General features: G+C 65.4%; 17 protein-coding genes. 14 read left to right on the top strand and 3 right to left on the bottom strand.

Features of this window, described 5'->3' with window-relative positions; translation table 11 throughout:
* Positions 1–120: 120 nt before the first annotated feature.
* Positions 121–3,135, bottom strand: coding sequence for a phosphoenolpyruvate carboxylase (gene ppc / locus KHO22_RS02645; protein ID WP_211945555.1), 3,015 nt, complete (start codon positions 3,133–3,135; stop codon positions 121–123).
* 71 nt (positions 3,136–3,206) lie between these two features.
* Between ppc and hemC the strand changes: the two genes are divergently transcribed.
* From hemC to KHO22_RS02630, 3 genes are read left to right on the top strand one after another with little or no spacing between them, the layout of a single operon-like run.
* Entirely contained in the window at positions 3,207–4,211 is a 1,005-nt protein-coding gene (gene hemC, locus KHO22_RS02640) for a hydroxymethylbilane synthase (protein WP_211945554.1), read from the top strand.
* 9 nt (positions 4,212–4,220) lie between these two features.
* Complete coding sequence (gene hemDX / locus KHO22_RS02635) at positions 4,221–6,293, top strand: fused uroporphyrinogen-III synthase HemD/membrane protein HemX (protein ID WP_211945553.1); 2,073 nt, start codon at positions 4,221–4,223, stop codon at positions 6,291–6,293.
* A gap of 2 nt (positions 6,294–6,295) precedes the next feature.
* Positions 6,296–7,486 (top strand): heme biosynthesis protein HemY, encoded by a 1,191-nt coding sequence (locus tag KHO22_RS02630; protein WP_211945552.1) that lies wholly within the window; start codon positions 6,296–6,298, stop codon positions 7,484–7,486.
* Positions 7,487–7,528: 42 nt separating this feature from the next.
* Here the strand turns inward: KHO22_RS02630 and KHO22_RS02625 are convergent, their stop codons facing one another.
* Positions 7,529–9,079: a cryptochrome/photolyase family protein gene (locus tag KHO22_RS02625; protein ID WP_211945551.1), complete on the bottom strand. Its 1,551-nt coding sequence runs from the start codon at positions 9,077–9,079 to the stop codon at positions 7,529–7,531.
* Positions 9,080–9,170: 91 nt separating this feature from the next.
* Here KHO22_RS02625 and KHO22_RS02620 point away from each other — a divergent pair, with 91 nt between their 5' ends.
* The 8 genes from KHO22_RS02620 to KHO22_RS02585 all read left to right on the top strand — a co-directional run bounded on the left by KHO22_RS02620 (position 9,171) and on the right by KHO22_RS02585 (position 16,350).
* Positions 9,171–9,878 (top strand): pseudouridine synthase, encoded by a 708-nt coding sequence (locus KHO22_RS02620; protein ID WP_211945550.1) that lies wholly within the window; start codon positions 9,171–9,173, stop codon positions 9,876–9,878.
* Positions 9,879–9,953: 75 nt separating this feature from the next.
* The gene (locus tag KHO22_RS02615; RefSeq protein ID WP_211945549.1) at positions 9,954–10,532 is read left to right on the top strand and encodes a YqgE/AlgH family protein; all 579 of its coding nucleotides are present in this window, start codon (positions 9,954–9,956) and stop codon (positions 10,530–10,532) included.
* The gene (ruvX, locus tag KHO22_RS02610; protein ID WP_211945548.1) at positions 10,525–10,950 is read left to right on the top strand and encodes a Holliday junction resolvase RuvX; all 426 of its coding nucleotides are present in this window, start codon (positions 10,525–10,527) and stop codon (positions 10,948–10,950) included. Before KHO22_RS02615 ends, ruvX begins: the two co-directional genes overlap by 8 nt.
* Entirely contained in the window at positions 10,947–11,471 is a 525-nt protein-coding gene (gene pyrR / locus KHO22_RS02605) for a bifunctional pyr operon transcriptional regulator/uracil phosphoribosyltransferase PyrR (protein ID WP_211945547.1), read from the top strand. The genes ruvX and pyrR overlap by 4 nt, the downstream gene beginning before the upstream one ends.
* 68 nt (positions 11,472–11,539) lie before the next feature.
* Complete coding sequence (locus KHO22_RS02600; RefSeq protein ID WP_211945546.1) at positions 11,540–12,511, top strand: aspartate carbamoyltransferase catalytic subunit; 972 nt, start codon at positions 11,540–11,542, stop codon at positions 12,509–12,511.
* 326 nt (positions 12,512–12,837) lie between these two features.
* Positions 12,838–14,238: an RNA-guided endonuclease IscB gene (gene iscB, locus KHO22_RS02595; protein ID WP_211945545.1), complete on the top strand. Its 1,401-nt coding sequence runs from the start codon at positions 12,838–12,840 to the stop codon at positions 14,236–14,238.
* Complete coding sequence (locus KHO22_RS02590; RefSeq protein ID WP_211945544.1) at positions 14,238–15,521, top strand: dihydroorotase; 1,284 nt, start codon at positions 14,238–14,240, stop codon at positions 15,519–15,521. Before iscB ends, KHO22_RS02590 begins: the two co-directional genes overlap by 1 nt.
* A 7-nt stretch (positions 15,522–15,528) precedes the next feature.
* Positions 15,529–16,350 carry a lysophospholipid acyltransferase family protein gene (locus KHO22_RS02585; RefSeq protein WP_211945543.1) on the top strand — a complete coding sequence of 274 codons (822 nt, stop codon included), beginning with the start codon at positions 15,529–15,531 and terminating at the stop codon, positions 16,348–16,350.
* Between the two features lie 39 nt (positions 16,351–16,389).
* Here KHO22_RS02585 and KHO22_RS02580 read toward each other — a convergent pair whose 3' ends face one another.
* Positions 16,390–17,223: a symmetrical bis(5'-nucleosyl)-tetraphosphatase gene (locus tag KHO22_RS02580; protein WP_211945542.1), complete on the bottom strand. Its 834-nt coding sequence runs from the start codon at positions 17,221–17,223 to the stop codon at positions 16,390–16,392.
* Positions 17,224–17,457: 234 nt separating this feature from the next.
* Between KHO22_RS02580 and rfbB the strand changes: the two genes are divergently transcribed.
* The 3 genes from rfbB to rfbA are packed head-to-tail and all read left to right on the top strand — an operon-like array spanning position 17,458 to position 20,316.
* Positions 17,458–18,522, top strand: a complete 1,065-nt coding sequence (rfbB, locus tag KHO22_RS02575; RefSeq protein WP_211945541.1) for a dTDP-glucose 4,6-dehydratase — start codon at positions 17,458–17,460, stop codon at positions 18,520–18,522.
* On the top strand, positions 18,512–19,426 hold the full coding sequence (gene rfbD / locus KHO22_RS02570; protein ID WP_211945540.1) for a dTDP-4-dehydrorhamnose reductase: 915 nt from the start codon (positions 18,512–18,514) through the stop codon (positions 19,424–19,426). The genes rfbB and rfbD overlap by 11 nt, the downstream gene beginning before the upstream one ends.
* Positions 19,427–19,437: 11 nt before the next feature.
* Positions 19,438–20,316: a glucose-1-phosphate thymidylyltransferase RfbA gene (gene rfbA / locus KHO22_RS02565; protein WP_211945539.1), complete on the top strand. Its 879-nt coding sequence runs from the start codon at positions 19,438–19,440 to the stop codon at positions 20,314–20,316.
* Position 20,317 lies beyond the last annotated feature (1 nt).

Genomic DNA, 20,317 nt, shown 5'->3' with positions numbered 1-20,317 from the left:
GTGGTGCTGACCTGACTGGCAAACCTTATTCCATCTGGAACAAGCAACCGGGGCCAGATGGACAAACGCCCGGACGGCAAGCCGTCCGGGCGCTTTCTGACTCGATGGCTCAGGCCGCGATCAACCCGTGTTGCGCAGTCCCGCCGCCACCCCGTTGATGGTCAGGTGGATGCCGCGGCGAACGCGGACATCGTCCCCGTCCTTGCCCGAGCGATAGCGCTTGAGCAGCTCCACCTGCAAGTGGTTGAGCGGATCCAGGTAGGCAAAGCGGTTCTTGATCGAGCGTGCCAGCATCGGGTTGTCGGACAGCCGCTCCTGGTGGCCGGTGACCAGCGCCAGCATCTCGCAGGTCAGGTGCCATTCCTTGCTGATGCGCGCGAACACGTTCTTGCGCAGGGCCGCGTCGTCGCAGAGCTGCGCATAGCGCGAGGCCACGGCCAGGTCGGTCTTGGCCAGCACCATGTCCATATTGGACAGCAGCGTGGAGAAGAACGGCCAGGTCTTGACCATCTTGCGCAGCGTGGCCACCGCGGCCTTGCGCGCCTTGTCGTCGGGCGCGGTGTCCAGCAGCGACTTGACCGCGCTGCCGAAGCCGTACCAGCCCGGCAGCAGCAGGCGGCACTGGCCCCACGAAAAGCCCCACGGAATCGCGCGCAGGTCTTCGATGCGGCGGTTCTTCTTGTCCATCAGCTTGCGCGAGGCCGGACGCGAACCCAGGTTCAGGTCGGCGATCTCGGTGATCGGCGTGGTCGCGAAGAAGTAGTCCTTGAAGCCCGGGGTCTCGTACACCAGGTTGCGGTAGGCGCCGAAGGCGCGGTCCGACAGCTGCTGCATGATGCCCTCGAAGGTGCTCAGCTCCTTCGGTGCGTTCTGCTGCGGCAACAGCGAGGCTTCCAGCGTGGCAGCGATCACCGTTTCCAGGTTGCGCCGGCCGATCTCGGCATTGGCGAACTTGCTGTTGATGATCTCGCCCTGCTCGGTCAGGCGGATCTGCCCGTTCACCGTGCCCGGCGGCTGCGACAGGATCGCCTGGTAGGTCGGGCCGCCACCGCGGCCAACCGTGCCGCCGCGGCCGTGGAACAGGCGCAGCTTGACCTTGCGCTGCTCGAACAGCTGCACCAGGGCCAGCTCGGCCTTGTACAGTTCCCAGGTGGAGGTCAGGAAGCCGCCGTCCTTGTTGGAGTCGGAATAACCCAGCATCACCTCCTGTTCGACGCCGTGGTGCTCGATCACCGAATCGAAGCCGGGCAGGTCCAGCAGCGACTGCATGATGCCGGCGGCGTTCTGCAAGTCCTCGATGGTTTCGAACAGCGGAATGACCATCAGCTCCATGCGGGCCGGGTCGGTCTTGCTGCCCAGCGTGCCCTGCAGCATGCCGGCTTCCTTCTGCAGCAGCATGACCTCGACCAGGTCGGACAGCGTTTCCGTGTGCGAGATGATGTAGTTGCGCGCCACACGCTTGCCGTAGCGCGCGCGCAGTTCGCGCGCCGTCGCCAGGATGGCCAGTTCGTTGCGGGTCTGTTCCGAGTACTCGTGCCAGGGCAGCGTCAGCAGGCGCGGCTGGCGCAGCTCGGCAAGCAGCAGTTCGAGCTTGCGCGACTCGGGCAGCGCGGCGTAGTCCTTCTCCACGCCCGCGGCGGCGAACAGCTCGGCCACCACGGCTTCGTGCACGTCGGACACCTGGCGCATGTCGACCGATGCCAGGTGGAAGCCGAACACGGCGATGGCGCGCACCAGCGCATCGATGCGCGTGCTGGCCAGGGCGCGGCCATGGTGCGCGCGCAGCGAATCGATCACCACCTGCACATCGGCGGCGAAGGCTTCGGCGCTGCTGTACGGCTCGGCGTCGGCCACCGGGTGGCGCGGCGCGGCGTGGCCGGTCAGCGCCTTGCTGGTCGCGGCCAGGCGCGCGTAGATGCCGATCAGCGCGCGGCGGTAGGGCTCGTCGGCGCGGTGGGCGGAATGATCGGGGGACGCCTCGGCCAGCGCCATCAGCTCGGGGCTGGCATCGACCATCAGTGTCGACATCGACAGCTCGGCACCCAGCGCATGCACCTCATCCAGGTACCAGCCCAGGATCATCTGCGACTGCTGGGTGGCGGCGTGTTCCAGGGTTTCGGCCGTGACGTTCGGATTGCCGTCGCGGTCGCCGCCGATCCACGAACCCATCTGCATGAACGGTGCGAGGGGCGCCGGCTCGGCCGCGCCGCCCTTGGCCTTGCGCGAGGCCGGGAAGATCGCGGCGATGTCCTCTTCCAGCTCGCTCATCAGTTGCGGGATGCCGTGCAGGAAGGTGGTGCGGTAGTAGGACAGCGCGTTGTCGATCTCGTCCGCCACCGTCAGGCGCGAGTCGCGCAGCATGCGGGTCTGCCACAGCGTGGTGACCTTCGCGCGCAGTTGCGCGGTGTTGTGGTCGCGCTCGCGCGCGGTCATCGGCAGGTCGCGCTCGGCCAGCAGGCGGGCGATCTCGCGCTCGGCGTCCAGGATGCTCTTGCGCTGGACTTCGGTCGGGTGCGCGGTCAGCACCGGCACGATCAGCGCCTCGTCCAGGAACTTGCGCAGTTGCTTGCCGGTGACGCCGGCGGCGTCGATCTTCTCCAGCGCGTGCTGCAGGCTGCCGTCCTGCGGGGGCGAGCCGGCCAGCGCATGGATGCGGCGGCGGCGGTTGTGGTGCTGGTCCTCGGCGATATTGGCCAGGTGCGAGAAATAGCTGAACGCGCGCACGACCTGGTTGGTCTGGTCGCGCGACAGGCGCTTGAGCAGGCGGTCCAGCTCGGTGCCGGCGGCACGGTCGTTCTCGCGGCGGAAACGCACGGCGGTCTGGCGGATGGTCTCGACCACCTCGAAGGTGGCGTCGCCTTCCTGCTCGCGCAGGCATTCGCCCAGCAGGCGGCCCAGGAAGCGGATGTCCTCGCGCAGCGGCAGGTCCTTGTCGGCGGCGGAGCGGCGGGCGGGGCTGGTGTTCATGACACCGTTGGCGGGCACGACCATCAGGTTGGCCTTTGAAATCCGTTTGGTTCCGGTGGAAACGGTCTTGCGGGTGGGGGCGCCGTTTGCGTCACTCTGGCCTGAGGCCTGGGAGGGCACTTCTCGATTGACCGTGCGTCGGCCGGGGCGCGCAGCGTGCTGCGTCATGCAATCTCCTCTTGCTCTAGTTCTGTCCGATGGTGCGGAGCGGCGATTGGGTCGCGTGCTAACATTGACGAATGCAAGCATCCGCCTTTCCGACTTCTTCTACCGCCGTGTCCAGCAGCCTTCCACACAAGCTTGTCATTGCCTCCCGCGAGAGCCGTCTGGCCATGTGGCAGGCTGAATATGTGCGTGCTGCGCTGCAACAATACTATCCCGCGTGCGATGTGTCCATTCTGGGCATGACCACGCGCGGAGACCAGATTCTAGACCGTACTCTGTCGAAAGTCGGCGGAAAGGGTCTGTTTGTCAAAGAGCTGGAATTCGCCATGGCGGAAGGCCGGGCCGACCTGGCGGTGCATTCCCTCAAGGATGTACCGATGGAACTGCCCGCAGGCTTCGCCCTGACGGCGGTGATGGAGCGTGAAGACCCGCGCGATGCACTGGTCTCGTCTGCCTTCGCGTCGCTCGACGAGATGCCGGCCGGCACCGTGGTCGGCACGTCGAGCCTGCGCCGCGAAGCCGCGCTGCGCTCGCGCTATCCGCACCTGGTCATCAAGCCGCTGCGCGGCAACCTGGATACCCGGCTGGGCAAGCTTGATCGCGGCGAATATGGGGCCATCATCCTGGCCGCGGCCGGCCTCAAGCGCCTGGGCCTGGGCGAGCGCATTCGCGCGCTGATCGCGCCGGAGGCCTCGCTGCCAGCCGCGGGGCAGGGCGCGCTCGGTATCGAGATCCTGTCGACGCGCCCGGACATCGCCGCATGGCTGGCGCCGCTGAACCACCAGCCTACGGCGCTCGCGGTCACGGCCGAACGGGCCGTGTCGCGCATGCTGGGCGGATCCTGCCAGGTGCCGCTGGCCGCGCATGCGCGCTGGGACGGCGACCAGCTGCGGCTCGACGCCTTCGTGGCCATGCCCGACGGCACGCGCCAGACGCGCGCCACAGCGGCCGGTCCCGCACCCGATGCCGCGGCGGCCGCAGCACTCGGCGAATCCGTCGCACGCGACCTGCTGTCGCAAGGTGCGGCCGAGATCCTCGCCGTGCTGGCCGAGACGCCTGATCCCCAAGCTCCCGCCTGAGGCCGGCCCATGCCCCGCCCGACTGTCGTTGTCACACGACCCGCCGGGCAGTCCCGGCAACTGACCGAGGCGCTCCAGGCCGCGGGCCTGGACGTGCTGGGCTTTCCGCTGCTCGCAATCGGTCCTGCCGACGATGACGCACCGCTTCGTGCCGCTCTGGAGCGGCTGGGCGAGTTCGCGCTGGTGGTCTTTGTCAGTCCCAATGCCATCCAGTACGCGTTCGACGCGCTGGCGGCGGTGCAGGGCAATGCCGTGGGCCAGTGGCCGTCCGGCGTGCCGGTGGCCGTGGTGGGTCCCGCCAGCGTCGCGGCCCTCGCCGAGCGTGGCATTGCCGCGCCCGATCATCGCGTGATCGCGCCGGCCGGCGCCGATGGCCACTGCAACGACACGAACGGTGGCGCCGCGGCCGAAGGACCGCGTTTCGATTCCGAGGCCCTGTGGGCGCAGCTGGAGCCCGCCGCGCTACGTCGGCGCGCCGTGCTGATCGTGCGCGGCAACGGCGGCCGCGACTGGCTGGGCGATCGGCTGCGGGAAGCGGGCGCCGAGGTGACGGCGGTCGAGGCCTACCAACGCACCTTGCCCGAGCCTGGCGCCATGCAATGGCAGGCCGTGCGCGAAGGCCTGAGCGCGGGCGCGGCCCCGCAGGCCTGGCTGCTGACCAGCTCGGAAGCCGTGCGCAACCTCGATACGCTGGCGCGACAGAACCTGTCGCCGCAGGAACTGGCCACCCTGAAACAGGTGCAGTGCATCGCGCCGCATGCGAGAATCGCCGAACAGGCGGAGGTGCTCGGCTTCACACGCATCGTGCGCGCGGCGCCAGGCGATGCCGGCTTGCTTGCGGCATGCAAGCAGTGGGCGGATGCTTATGCCGGACCGGTGCCCGCGAGTGCCGCGGCGCCCGCAGCGCCCGCAGCAGCGCCGGCGCCAAGGCCGGAGCCGCCGCCTGCCATGACAAACAGGGTCGAACGCGTGACGCAAGAATCTACGTCCTCCTCAACCACGATTCCCCCCGCGGCCACGGCTTCGGCTTCGGCCGGGCCGGCCCCGTCGTTCACCGGGCCGCGCCGCAACGCCGCATTGTGGGCGCTCGTGGCCGTGCTGGTACTGGCGACCGCCGGCGGCTTCTGGTGGCTGCAGCAGCGGGTCGACCACCTGACCGAAGAGCTGGCGCGGCGCCAGCAGAGCAACGACGCGCTGGTGCAGGAGACCCGTGTGCTGTCGCGCAATGCGCAGGACACCGTCAAGGAACTGCAAGCCAAGGTCGGCTCGCTGGACGGCCAGGTCGGCGAAACCCGCGACAAGCAGGCCGCTCTCGAACAGGTCTACCAGGACCTGATGCGCAACCGCGACGACTGGGAGATCGCCGAGATCCAGCAGTTGCTGACCAACGCCGGCCAGCAACTCCAGCTCACCGGCAACGTGCAGGTCGCGCTGGCGGCGCTGCAGAGCGCCGACACGCGCCTGGCCCGTACCGACAAACCGCAGTACAACCTGCTGCGCCGTGCACTGGCGCGCGATATCGCCCGCATGAAGGCGGTGCCCGACACCGATCTGACTGGCGCGGCGATCAAGCTGGACGAGGCCATCAACCAGATCGATGCGCTGCCGCTGCTGTCGAGCGAACGCATGCTGGAACGTACCGAAGCCGGGGACCGCCAGGAAGCAAGCCGTGGTGCGGCCAAGGGGGCCAAGGCATCGGCGCCGGCAAGCGGCGGCACCGGCAACTGGTTCACCCGGCTGTGGGACTACATGCGCGAGGAAATGGCGCAGGTCATCCGCATCCGCAAGGTCGACGACACCGAAGCCCTGCTGCTGTCGGGCGACCAGGGCTGGTTCCTGCGCGAGAACGTCAAGCTGCGCCTGCTCAATGCGCGGCTGGCGCTGCTGTCGCGCAACGAGCCGGTCTTCCGCAATGACCTGGCCGCGGCGCAGGCCATGATCGGCCGTTACTTCGATGCCAAATCGCGGCGCGTGCAAACCGTGCTGACATTGCTCAAGCAGGCGCAGGCCGGCGCGGTGACGGTGCAGCTGCCGACCATGGCGGAAAGCCTGGGCGCCCTGCACGCGCTGAAGAAGGAGTAAGCATGCGCCTTCTGTTCTGGGTCGCGGTCCTGTTTGGCGGCGCCGTCGGGCTGGCTCTGTTCACACAGTTCAATCACAGCAATGTCGTGCTGTTCTACCCGCCGTACCGGGTCGAGCTCTCGCTGAACCTTGCGCTGGCGCTGCTGCTGCTGGTGTTTTTCGTGGTGTGGACGGTCTTGTCCACGGTGCGCCATCTTTCCGAGATGCCGCGCCGCGCCGCTGCCTATCGCGAGCGCAGCCGCATGAACAAGGCCCAGGCGGCGCTGCGCGAATCGATCGAGAACCTGTTCGCCGGCCGCTTTGCCCGCGCCGAGCGCGCGGCACGCGAAGCACAGTCGTGGGAGGCGCAGGCCCAGACGGCGGCGCTGGTCGGCGCTCGCGCCGCGCACCGCATGCAGGAAATCGAGCGCCGCGACGCCTGGATGGCGCAGGTCACCGATCCCGAGCGCGAGCAGGCCCGGCTGGTATCGATGGCCGAATTGCTGGTCGACGCGCGCGATGCGGACGGCGCGCTGGAAACCATCGCGCAGCTGCAGGCACAGGGCGGCCGCCAGATCCACGTGCAGCGCATTGCGTTGCGCGCGCACCAGCACCTGAAGAACTGGTCAGAGGTGCTGCGCCTGGCCCGTTCGCTCGAAAAACGCAACGCGCTGCATCCGGTGCTTGCGCTGCGGCTCAAGCAGATGGCCTGCGAGGCCATGCTGGAAGAGCGCCGCCACGATGCCGAGGCGCTTTCCGCCTTCTGGCGCACGCTTTCGGCCGATGAACGTCGTGCCGCGCGCATCGCCGAGCCGGCGGCGCGCTACTTCGCCGCGCTCGGCCGGCAGGACGAGGCACGCCGCATCATCGAGGACGCGCTCAAGGTCAACTGGGACAGCCGCCTCGTGCTGCGCTACCCCGACTGCGCCAGGGCCGGCCAGGCACTGCCGCAGATCCAGCAGGCGGAAAAATGGCTCAATGAGCATCCGGCGGACGCGGACCTCTATTACGCACTCGGCGTGCTTTGCCTTGGCGAGCAGCTTTGGGGCAAGGCGCAGTCGAGCTTCGAACGCGCTCTGAAATATGCGGACCGCAATCACCAGGGCCGCCTGCGCGTGCGCACCCACCTGGCGCTGGCACGCCTGTTCGAAGAGACCGAACGGCCCGAGGAAGCGCAGCGCCACTACCGCGAAAGCGCGATGCTGGCCGCCTGAGACCGGCGGGGGGGCAGCCCGCAGCCCGCGGGCTGCCGCGCATCATTGCTGCGCGGCGTTCATCTTTCCGGCCGCCGCCTTCACCACTGCATAGCGCTCCAGCGTTTCCTTGCGCGCCACGTCGTGCTGTACCAGCGGGCGCGGATAGTTTTCGCCGAGCCGCACGTCCGCGGCCGCCAGCACGTCTTCAGGGGCGGTCCACGGAGCATGCACGTATTTGTCCGGCAGCGCGGCCAGTTGCGGCAGGTACTTGCGGATAAAGCGGCCCTGCGGGTCGAACTTCTCGGATTGCGTGACCGGGTTGAAGATACGGAACCACGGCTGCGCATCGCACCCCGTCGAGGCGGCCCATTGCCAGCCGCCGTTGTTGGCCGCCAGGTCGAAGTCGTTGAGCTGGTCGGCAAAATACTGCTCGCCGCGGCGCCAGTCCACGCCCAGATCCTTGACCAGGAAGCTGGCTGTCACCATTCGCAACCGGTTGTGCATATAGCCGCTTTGTCGGATCTGCAGCATCGCGGCATCGACGAGCGGATAGCCGGTGGCGGCGTCCCGCCACGCGTCGAAGTAGCGCTCGGCGGTCGCGCCATTGCGCCAGCGGATGGTGTCGTAAGCGGGGTGGAAGGCCGCGCCGGCAGCCACGTGCGGATGGTGGTGCAGGATCATGAAATAGAAGTCCCGCCAGATCAGTTCCGATAACCAGGTGGCCGCACCGGCGCTGTCCGCGCCACCGCGCAGCGTCACCTCATGCGCAGCGCGGGCGAGCGTGCGGATCGACACCGTGCCGAAGCGCAGATGCACGGACAGGTAGCTCGGCCCGCGCAGGGCAGGGAAGTCGCGCCGGCGGCCGTAGTCGCCGATGCGCGACGTGAACTCCTCCAGCAATGCGTGGCCGCCTGAGCTGCCCGTTGGCATGGCGATGTCCGGCAGGTTGCTCGGGGCGAAACCGAGGGCCTCCAGCGATGGCAGCGGACCCTGAAGGCTTTCGGGCGGCGGCGCCAGCGCCTCCAGGTATGGCTCGATCGGATAGGGCCGCAGGTCGAACGGCCGGACCGTCCTGAGCCAGGCATTCTTGTACGGCGTGAATACGGAAAAAGGCTTGCCCTGGCCGGTCAGGATTTCATCCCGCTCGAAGATCACCTGGTCCTTGAAGGTGAAGAAAGCGCGAGAGTCAGCCGCCAGCGACTGGCGTACGGCAGCGTCGCGCGTATCGGCGGCCGGCTCGTAGTCGTGGTTGGCGAACACGGCCTGTGCATCGAGTTCGCGTGCCAGCGCAGGGATTGCTCTGACGGCGGCATCGTGCAGCACGATCAGGCCGCCGCCGGCCGCGCGCAGCGTGGCGTCCAGCTCCCCCAGCGACTCCCGGATGAAATCGACGCGGCGGTCCGCTTTCAGGCCGCGGGCCAGCAGTGGCTCCAGGATGTCCCGGTCGAACACGAACACGCACCACACCCGGACACAGTGCTTGAGGGCATAATGCAGCGCCGCGTGGTCCGTGGCCCGCAGGTCGCGCCGGAACCACACGAGCCCGCGGTCGAACTGACGGCCGATGCGGTATGGCGGACGAGCTGCGGCCGATGTGTCTGCGACGTGCATGGTGCCTGGAGGAAGGAAAGGCCGGGCGATACCCTACCATAGCGACACGGCTGCGCCGCTCCACAATCTTTTCACTGACGATTCCATTTCCATGACCCTTGATCGCATCCTCCAATCCCAGGGCTTCGGCACGCGGCGCTACTGTGGCGACCTGATCGGCGCCGGGCTGGTGGAGGTCAACGGCGAACTCTGCGAAGACCCGCGTGCCCAGTTCGAGGTCGACGGCCTGCGGCTGACCGTCGATGGCGAGGCGTGGGTGGCCTGTACCAAGGCCTACCTGATGCTGAACAAGCCGGCCGGCTACGAGTGCTCGCAGCGCCCGCGCAACCATCCCAGCGTCTACAACCTGCTGCCGGTGCCGCTGCGGCAGCGCGAGGTCCAGGCAGTGGGGAGGCTGGATCACGACACCACCGGCCTGCTGCTGCTGACCGACGATGGCCAGTTCATCCACGCTCAGACTTCGCCCAAGCGCAAGGTGCCCAAGGTGTACGAAGTCACCACGGCGGAGCCGGTGACGCCGGAACAGGCCGAAGCGTTGCGAGCTGGCGTGCAACTCGACGACGAACCCGCTCCGATCGCCGCAGAAGCCTGCGAAATCACCGGCGAACATAGCCTGAGGCTGACCTTGCTGCAGGGCAAGTACCATCAGGTCAAGCGCATGGTGGTCGCGGCCGGCAACCACGTGACGGCCCTCCATCGCAGCGCGGTAGGCGGCCTGAAGCTGGATCCCGCGCTTCCCGAAGGCGAGTGGCGCTGGCTGACACCGGAGGACCTAGCGGCCCTGAACAGCAAGGAATAAGCGCACGGCTGCTGCACTGCAGCGTCGTCCAATTCTTTTCCGGACGCCCTCCGGCGATTTGATAAAATGCGAGGTATGGCCAAGCCCGAAGCACCCACACCCATCAACCTGACCAATCAGTTCCTGATTGCCATGCCCGGTATGGCCGATCCGACCTTTTCGGGCTCTGTTGTCTACCTTTGCGAACACAATGAGCGCGGCGCGCTCGGGCTGGTGATCAACCGCCCGATCGATATCGATATGGCCACGCTGTTCGACAAGATCGACCTCAAGCTGGAAATCCAGCCCGTGGCCCATCAGCCCGTTTATTTCGGTGGTCCGGTGCAGACCGAGCGCGGTTTCGTGCTGCATGACCCGGTGGGCATCTACGTGTCGTCGCTGGCGGTGCCCGGCGGGCTGGAGATGACCACCTCCAAGGACGTGCTGGAAGCCGTGGCCAACGGCAGTGGTCCGCATCGTTTCCTGCTGACGCTGGGATACTCCGGCTGGGGCGCCGGCCAGCTGGAAGAAGAGCTTTCCCGCAATGGCTGGCTCACGGTCCAGGCCGATCCCGAGATCATCTTCAGCGTGCCGCCGGAAGACCGGTTTGCGGCAGCCGTCCGCCTGCTGGGCATCGACTTCACCATGCTTTCGGGCGAGGCCGGGCATGCCTGACGGCGTGGGGCGCGAACTGCCCCGCGACGGCACGGTCCTGGCATTCGACTACGGCGAGAAAAAGATCGGCGTTGCCCTGGGCAACTTCGTCACGCGCCACGCCACCGCCCTGACCATTGTTCCGAACCTGTCCGTCGAGGGCCGCTTCCAGGCCGTGGGCGAATTGATCCGCGAATGGACCCCGGTGCAGCTGATTGTTGGCATGCCGGTCAATCCTGAAGGCGGCGAGCAACCTTCCATGCGGCTTGCGCGCCGCTTCGGCAACCAGCTCAACGGGCGCTTCAGTCTGCCGGTGGAGTGGGTGGACGAACGCTATTCCTCGCGCATGGCCGCCATGGCCGGCGCGCGCCGCGGCGAACTCGATGCCGAGGCCGCACGCATCATCCTGCAACAGTATTTCGACCAGCTTCCGCTATGACCCGACATACCAATCCCGACGCCGAGGCGCTGTACCGCGCGTTGCTCGACCAGGCCCGAGCGCTGATCCAGGCCGAGCCTGCGCAGTGGTCCGTGGCCGGCATCCACTCCGGCGGCGCCTGGATTGCGCAGCGGCTGGCGGCGGACCTGGGACTGCCCGGCCATGGCGTCATCAATGTCGCCTTTCACCGCGACGACTATGCCAAGAAGGGCCTGCACAGCCAGGCCCAGCCGAGCACGCTGCCGTTTGCCGTGCAGGACCGCAAGATCCTGTTGATCGACGACGTGCTGGCCACCGGCCGCACCATCCGTGCGGCGGTCAATGAACTGTTCGACTATGGCCGCCCGGCGCGTGTTGCGCTGGGTGTGCTGGTGGACCGCGGTGGCCGCGAGCTGCCGATTGCGGCGGACCTTGTCGCGCTGCAGACCGAGCTGCCGCGCGAGGCCACCTTCGTGCTGTCGCGCCAGGGCGAGGGCGCGCAGGCGACCTTTGCTTTTTCCACCGAATCCTCGGCCGGTTGAACCGGCCAATTTTTCGTCCACCGGCCCCGAGACCAGACCCCCCGATTCCTGCCCGCGCCTGACCACCCATGACCAAGACGTTCCGCAACCCGCAGCTGACCAAGAACGGCGAACTGAAGCACCTGCTGTCGATCGAGGGATTGTCGCGTGACATGATCACGCACATCCTGGACACCGCCAGCCAGTTCGTGTCGCTGTCCGATTCCGACCGCGATGTGAAGAAGGTGCCGCTGCTGCGCGGCAAGAGCGTGTTCAACCTGTTCTTCGAGAACTCGACACGCACGCGCACCACCTTCGAGATCGCCGCCAAGCGGCTGTCGGCGGACGTGCTGAACCTGAACATCAACGCCTCGTCGACCAGCAAGGGCGAGTCGTTGCTGGACACGATCAACAACCTGTCGGCCATGTCGGCGGACATGTTCGTGGTTCGCCACGCCAGTTCCGGCGCGCCATACCTGATCGCCGAGCACGTGGCACCGCACGTGCACGTGATCAATGCGGGCGATGGCCGCCATGCGCATCCCACGCAGGGCTTGCTGGACATGTACACCATCCGGCACTTCAAGAAGGACTTTACGCAGCTGCGCGTGGCAATCGTCGGCGACATCCTGCACTCGCGTGTAGCGCGTTCGGACATCCACGCACTGACTACGCTGGGCGTGCCCGAAGTGCGCGCGATCGGCCCGCGCACGCTGCTGCCGTCCGGCCTGGAGCAGATGGGCGTGCGCGTCTTCCACAACATGGAAGAGGGTCTCAAGGGCGTGGACGTGGTCATCATGCTGCGTCTGCAGAACGAGCGCATGAGCGGCGCGCTGTTGCCGTCGGCGCAGGAATACTTCAAGGCATTCGGCCTGACGCCCGAGCGCCTGGCGCTGGCCGCGCCCAATGCCATCGTGATGCACCCGGGGCCGATGAACCGCGGCGTGGAAATCGACTCCGCGGTGGCGGACGGCCCGCAATCGGTGATCCTGAACCAGGTGACGTTCGGCATCGCCGTGCGCATGGCGGTGATGGGGATCGTGGCAGGAAACAACGACTGATGCCGCAGCCGAACGACATCACCCTGAACACGACAAGCCAAGCTGTCAACTACCCCGGCCCAAAGGCCGGAGCTTGAAACGCAACTGACAAGCTCGAGTTGACCAGGCAAAGCGGTAACCAACCCGCTACGTTGCGAATAGGTGCAAGACCGACGTTGGGATGCTTCCTTAGTTCCAACCTCTCGAAGCTCCGGTTGCAGACAAGCGACAGGGTAAGCACGAAACGGATCGGGGCAGATCGCCGATTCGCAACATTGCCGAAGGGAGACGCCCCGTAAGGGGCGCGTAACCAGGCCCGTAAGGGCAACCATCTAGGGGAGATTGCCATGGCAGTCTTTGTGTTGGGCAAGCACGGCAAGCCGTTGATGCCGTGTAGTGAGAAGCGAGCGCGGTTGCTGCTCGAGCGTGGCCGCGCTCGCGTGCATCGGCTGATGCCATTCGCGATCCGGCTGATTGACCGGGACCTGAGCGACAGTGAACTCCAGCCCCTGCGCCTCAAACTGGATCCGGGCAGCAAAGAGACTGGTGTCGCAATCGTCCGTGAGGCGATCTTTGGCGCAGTGGGAGCCCGCAGGGCTAACGTTCTTTTGCTGGCCGAGATCATCCACCGTGGCCGGCAGATCAGCGAGGCATTGACTGCCCGCAGTTCGATTCGGCGCGCCCGCCGCGGGCGCAAGACTCGATACCGCGCGGCCAGATTCGACAATCGGCACAAGCCTAAAGGCTGGCTTGCGCCTAGCCTTCGCCACCGCGTCGTAACCACCGAAGCGTGGGTGCGCCGCTTCAGCAACCTCGCCCCCCTTCAGGCCGCCGGCGTGGAGCTGGTCCGCTTTGATATGCAGGCGATGGAAAATCCCGAAATCTCCGGGGTCGAATACCAGCAAGGGACTCTCCTTGGCTACGAGGTGAAGGAGTATCTCCTGGCGAAGTTTGGGCGAACCTGCTCATACTGCGACGCGGTAGATCGCCCGTTGGAAACTGAGCACATTGTCGCCAAGGCTAACGGGGGCTCGGATCGCGTTTCCAATCTCACGCTCGCTTGCCGGCCATGTAACGAGAAAAAGGGAAAATTACCGCTGGAGGTATTTCTGGGCAAGGATCCAGCGCGCGCCAAGCGAATCCTGACACGCGCGAAGGCACCATTGCGGGATGCCGCTGCGGTGAACACCATTCGCTTCGCCCTCTTGGAGACCCTCAAATCGTTTGGCCTGCCGGTCGAGACAGGATCAGGCGGCCAGACCAAGTACAACCGTCGGCGCCTCGAAATCCCCAAGTCGCATTCGCTCGATGCAGCCTGCGTTGGGGAAGTGCATTCCGTCCTGGACTGGCAACAACCCGTGCTGCGTATCAAATGCACTGGCCGAGGGAGCTATCAGAGGACCCGGCTGACAGCCCACGGCTTCCCGCGCGGCTTTCTCATGCGAAGCAAACACGCATATGGGTTTCAGACCGGCGACATGGTCAAGGCGGTGGTCCCCTCCGGCAAAAAGACTGGTACGTATGTCGGCCGGGTCGCCGTTCGGGCAACCGGTTCCTTTAACATCCAGACCGCATCTGGCGCAGTGCAGGGTATTTCCTACAAGCATTGCAAGCTGATTCAGCGCGGTGACGGATATGGTTATTCATTCGTAGCGCCCGCACGCAAGGAGAGCGAAAACAGGGGCGACGCTTCGCGTCGCGCGCTATCCCTCCCCAGCCTGAAGGCTGAGGTTTCTCGCGCAAACTGATGAAAATTCAAATCCAGGGCGGCCGCCTGATCGACCCGGCTGCGAACCTCGACGTCCAGCAGGACCTTTATATTGCCGCCGGCAAGATCGTCGGTGTTGGCAGCGCGCCGGCGGACTTCACCGCCAACAAGACCATCGATGCCCAGGGCCTGATCGTGTGCCCGGGTCTGGTCGACCTGTCTGCCCGGCTGCGCGAGCCCGGGTCCGAACACAGGGCCACGCTCGAATCCGAAGTGGCCGCCGCGGCCGCCGGTGGCGTGACCAGCCTGCTTTGCCCGCCTGACACTGACCCCGTGCTCGACGAGCCGGGACTAGTAGAGATGCTCAAGTTCCGCGCCCGTACGCTGAACCAGACCCACGTCTACCCGCTGGGCGCGCTGACGCAGGGCCTGAAGGGCGAAGTGCTGACCGAGATGAACCAGCTGACTGAAGCCGGGTGCGTCGGCTTCAGTCAGGCCGAGGCGCCCGTGCGCAACACGCAGGTGCTGCTGCGCGCACTGCAGTACGCGCAGACCTTCGGCTTCACCGTGTGGCTGCGCCCGGAAGATCCGTTCCTCGGGGGCGGCGTGGCCGCGAGTGGCGCGGTGGCGTCGCGCCTGGGGTTGTCGGGCGTGTCCGTGATCGCCGAGACGGTGCGCCTGCATACCATCTTCGATCTGATTCGCTCGACCGGCGCCCGCGTCCATCTTTGCCGCCTGTCGTCGGCAGCGGGGCTGGAACTGGTCCGCCAAGCTAAGCTCGAGGGCCTGCCGGTGACATGCGACGTCAACATCCACCACGTCTCGCTGACCGACGTGGACATCGGCTATTTCAACTCGCAGATGCGTTTCTCGCCGCCGCTGCGCGGCGCGCGCGACCGCGATGCCATCGTCGCCGCGCTGGCCGATGGCACCATCGACGCGCTATGCTCGGACCACACGCCGGTGGATGATGACGAGAAGCTGCTGCCGTTTGACGAAGCCACGCCGGGTGCCATCGGCCTGGAACTGCTGCTGCCGCTGACGCTGCGCTGGGCAAGCGAGCATAAAGTGCCGCTGCAGAAGGCCCTTGCCCGCATCACCTCCGAGCCCGCGCGCGTGGCAGGCCTGAAGGCCGGCACTCTGGCAATGGGCGCGGTTGCCGACATCTGTGTATTCGATCCGAAGGAAGTCTGGAAGGTCGAGCGCCAGTCCATCAAGAGCCAGGGCAAGAACTCGCCGTGGCTGGGCTATGAGATGGAGGGCAGGGTGCGCATGACGGTGGTTGGTGGCCAGGTCGTTCACGGCAACCACAACCATCACTGACACGCGCATGGTCTGGCTGCGCAAGACTGCGCTGGTGCTGCACCTGGTGCGGGGGTTGCTGACGTGTGCGGTGCTGTTCCCCTGGCTGGGCGTGCGTTCACGCGAATGGCACATCCGGCGCTGGTCGCGCCGTCTGCTGCGGATTTGCGGGATCGAGCTCGAAATCGCCGGTGAACTGCCGACGCACGGCGGCAGCCAGGGCGCGCTTGTGGTTTCCAACCACATTTCGTGGCTGGACATCTATGTGATTCACAGCTGGCGGCCGGTGCGCTTTGTCGCCAAATCGGAGATCCGTAGCTGGCCCGTCATCGGCTGGCTGTGCGAGAAGACCGGCACGCTGTTCATCGAACGCGCACGCAAGCGCGATGCCCATCGCGTGCTGCATGACATTACCGATGTGATGCTGCAGGGCGACCTCGTCGGCGTGTTCCCGGAGGGCACGACGACGGACGGCAGCGATGTGCTGCCGTTTCACGCCAACCTGATGCAGGCGCCGATCTCGGGCGGACTGCCGGTGCTGCCGCTCGGACTCAGCTATGTGGATGCTGCGACCGGCAGGCCGACGCTGGCGCCGGCCTACATTGGTGACCTGAGCTTGCTTGATTGCCTGAACGCTATCCTGAAGGCGCCGCGCATCAAGGCACGGCTTGCGATCGGACCGCTGCTTCATCCCACATCTGACAGTCGCCGCGAACTGGCGGGCGCTGCGCGCGAAGTGGTCGTTCACCTGAAGCAGGGCGCACACGAAGTTGCCGCTGCTGCCGCGGTGCGGCGCAGTCAGGAAGATTCGGGCGAACCCAGCGAGCCAGCTCCCACTGCCATGAGCTGAGTTCAACTGTCGTCCCCTGCCATGGCGGGGACGACAGGATCAGGCTAGCGGATCACAATATTGCGGGCATTCCACCTGGATGAGCGTCCGCGCGGCAGGATCCGCTGCCAGCCGCGCAGCGGTAAGCTTGCCACCCCAGACACAGCCGGTATCGAGCGCCATCAGGTTCGGTCGCATCACCAGGCCGAGTGTCGACCAGTGCCCACATACCACGGTGACATTCTCCGTGCGGCGTGCCGGCACGTCGAACCATGGCATGAAGCCGGCCGGGGCCTTGCCCAGCCCTTCCTTGGTCTTGAAGTCCATCACGCCGTCGGCGGTGCAATAGCGCAGCCGCGTCAGGGCGTTGATGACCACCCGGTGACGCTCGACGCCTCGAAGGCCGTCATGCCAGCGGTCGGCAGCATTGCCGAAGATGTCGGCCAGGAAGTCTTGCCAGTTGGGGCCTTGCAGCTGTTCTTCGACTTCGTGGGCGAGGTCGATGACTTGCTCGGCGGACCATTGGGGGAGGACGCCGGCGTGGACCATGAGGAAGCCGTCTTCAAGCAGGGCGAGGGGGCGGTGGCGCAGCCAGGTGAGCAAGTCCTCACGGTCGGGGGCGATCAGGATGTCCTGCAGGGTGTCGGATTTGCCGTTCTTGCGGAGGCCTGCGGCCGCGGCCAAGGCGTGGATGTCGTGGTTGCCCAGGACGGTTTCGGCGCGTGCGCCGAGTCCGCGCACGGTGCGCAGGGTCTGGAGGGAGGCGGGGCCGCGGTTGATGAGGTCGCCGACTAGGCGGAGGCCGCTGCCGGCGGGGAGCTTGGCAAGAAGCTGGTCGAAGGAGCCGGAGCACCCTTGGAGGTCGCCTATGGCGAAATATGCTTTAAAAGTCACATCAGGTTCGCATCTGAGGGCAGGAAGGAGAAGTCATGGCTAATTCTCGAGAAGATTCCCCAATCTAATGAGATTGTTACTCGTCGTACAAACCGACGCCCGTGCGAGGGCGTCGAGTACATAGAGTTCGATAGAATACCTCGACTTCTGCACCCACTTAGCGCTCCAGTTACGGAGATGGTGGACGGTCGGTTTTTGCCGGGTTTCGGAGAATATCGAAGCAGGGAGCACGTCGTGCCGCATATTTTGGTCACCGGAGGCGCCGGATTCATCGGAGCCAATTTCGTTTTGGCATGGTTGCGCAATAGCGCGGCGGATGGCGTTGTCAATGTAGATAAGCTGACTTATGCCGGCAATCGCAAGACGCTGTCATCGCTGGAGGGCGACAGTCGCCACGTCTTTTCGCAGACGGACATCTGCGATCGTGGCGCGCTGGACAGACTGTTCGCCACATATCAGCCGCGGGCGGTCGTGCATCTTGCTGCGGAAAGCCATGTTGATCGGTCCATCCATGGTCCCGGGGAGTTTATTCAGACGAATATTGTCGGAACCTTTACATTGCTCGAGGCCGCTCGCGCTTACTGGGGTTCGCTGGAAGAACCGCCCAAATCCGCATTCCGCTTCCTCCACGTATCCACGGACGAGGTGTTCGGATCGCTGGACGCGAACGATCCGCAATTCTCGGAAACGACCCCGTACGCGCCTAACAGCCCATACTCGGCATCCAAGGCCGCCTCGGATCATCTGGTTCGCGCGTACCACCACACATATGGTTTGCCGGTCCTTACCACAAACTGCTCGAACAACTACGGGCCCTACCACTTCCCCGAGAAGCTGATCCCGCTGACGATTGCCAATGCACTGGCTGGCAAACCGTTGCCTGTTTATGGCGACGGCCTGAATGTGCGTGACTGGCTGTATGTCGGCGATCACTGTTCCGCCATTCGAGAAGTGCTGGCATGCGGACGGCCAGGCGAGACCTATAACGTGGGTGGCTGGAATGAAAAGACCAACCTGGATGTCGTCCACACACTGTGTGACTTGCTGGATGAACTCCACCCGAAGAGCGGTGGCTCTTACCGCGACCAGATCCAGTTCGTGAAAGACCGGCCGGGCCACGATCGCCGCTACGCGATCGACGCCCGCAAGCTGGAACGCGAACTGGGCTGGAAGCCTGTCGAGACCTTCGAGACAGGGCTGCGCAAGACCGTGCAGTGGTACCTGGACAATCACGCATGGGTGCAGGACGTGATGTCGGGCGAGTATCGGAACTGGGTGGCGAAGCACTATGCAGCATAATCCGGAGGCGCCGACGCTTCTTATCACCGGCTGCAATGGGCAGGTTGGATTCGAGCTGCGCCGCAGTCTGGCGCCGCTCGGCCACGTGGTGGCTCTGGACCGTGCCGCGTGCGACCTGACAAATCCCGATGTGGTGCGCCAGGTGATACGCGAGAATCGGCCCGATGTGATCGTCAACCCTGCCGCATATACCGCGGTCGACAGGGCCGAATCAGACGCCGAAATGGCCTTTGCCATCAACGGCGCTGCTGCCGGCATCCTGGCGGAAGAGGCGAAGGCGCTTGGCAGTCTGCTGGTGCATTACTCGACGGACTACGTGTTCGACGGTACCAAGGACGGCGCCTATATCGAAACGGACGCGGTCAATCCCCAGTCCGTATATGGCAGGAGCAAGCTGGCCGGCGAGCAGGCGATCGCTGGCTCGGGGGCGCAGGCGCTGGTGCTGCGGACATGCTGGGTGGCCGGTGTGCACGGCGGCAACTTCGCCAAGACCATGCTGCGTCTGGGCAAGGAGCGTGACCAGTTGCGTGTCATTGCCGACCAGTTTGGTGCGCCCACCACCGCATCGCTTGTTGCAGACGTCACGGCCCAGATCGTCGCTCGCCACTGGCTGGCGGGTGACCGCAACGCCTTTGCCGGCGGCATCTATCATCTGGCAGCCGCCGGTGAGACAACCTGGCACGCCTATGCCACGGAAGTCCTTCGCTATGCAAAATCGCATGGCGCTGAACTCAAGGTCAATCCAGAACAAATCGAAGCCATTCCTGCCACGGCGTATCCGCTGCCGGCGCCGCGACCGTCCAACTCTCGTCTGGATACCACGCGACTGCGGCAAACCTTCGGCATTTACTTACCGGACTGGAAGCAGGGGGTCCACCATTTGCTGGACCAGATCCTTCCATAACAGGGGTCGACATGCGTAAAGGAATTATCCTGGCCGGTGGATCCGGCACTCGGCTTTACCCGATCACGCGGTCTGTTTCCAAACAGCTGCTGCCAGTGTATGACAAGCCGATGATCTACTATCCGTTGTCCACGCTGATGCTGACGGGGATCCGGGACATCCTGGTCATCTCCACGCCCGAAGACACGCCGCGCTTTTCCGAGATGCTGGGGGACGGCAGCAAGTGGGGGCTGAACCTCCAATATGCTGTGCAGCCATCGCCTGATGGACTAGCCCAGGCGTTCATCATTGGCCGTGAATTTGTTGGCAATGACCCGAGCACTCTGATCCTTGGGGACAACCTGTTCTTCGGGCACGATCTGGTTAGCCAGCTTACACGTTCCGCGGAGCAAGAGCAGGGGGCTACGGTCTTTGCGTACCACGTCCAGGATCCGGAGCGCTATGGCGTTGTGGAGTTTGATGAGCGATTTCGAGCCGTATCTCTGGAAGAGAAGCCGGTCAAGCCGCGTTCGAACTACGCAGTGACGGGGCTGTATTTTTACGATAACCAGGTCTGCGACATTGCCGCTGATATCAGGCCGTCAGGCCGTGGCGAACTTGAGATCACCGATGTCAACAAGCGGTATCTCGAGATGTCCAGCCTGAATGTCGAAATCATGGGCCGCGGCTATGCATGGCTGGACACGGGTACGCATGACTCGTTGCTCGATGCCGCGAGCTTCATCGCAACGCTGCAAAAGCGCCAGGGACTGATGGTCGCGTGTCCGGAGGAAATTGCCTATCGAAGCAAGTGGATCAGTGCCGAGCAGGTGGCCAAGTTGGCGGCTTCTTTGGCCAAGAATTCGTATGGGCAATACCTGCAGCGCCTTCTCCTGGACGGCATTCGGTAAG

Source organism: Cupriavidus yeoncheonensis, from assembly GCF_905397275.1.
Taxonomy (GTDB): Bacteria; Pseudomonadota; Gammaproteobacteria; order Burkholderiales; family Burkholderiaceae; genus Cupriavidus; species Cupriavidus yeoncheonensis.
Note: the sequence above shows the minus strand (reverse complement) of the source record. Positions and strands in the feature narration are given on the sequence as shown.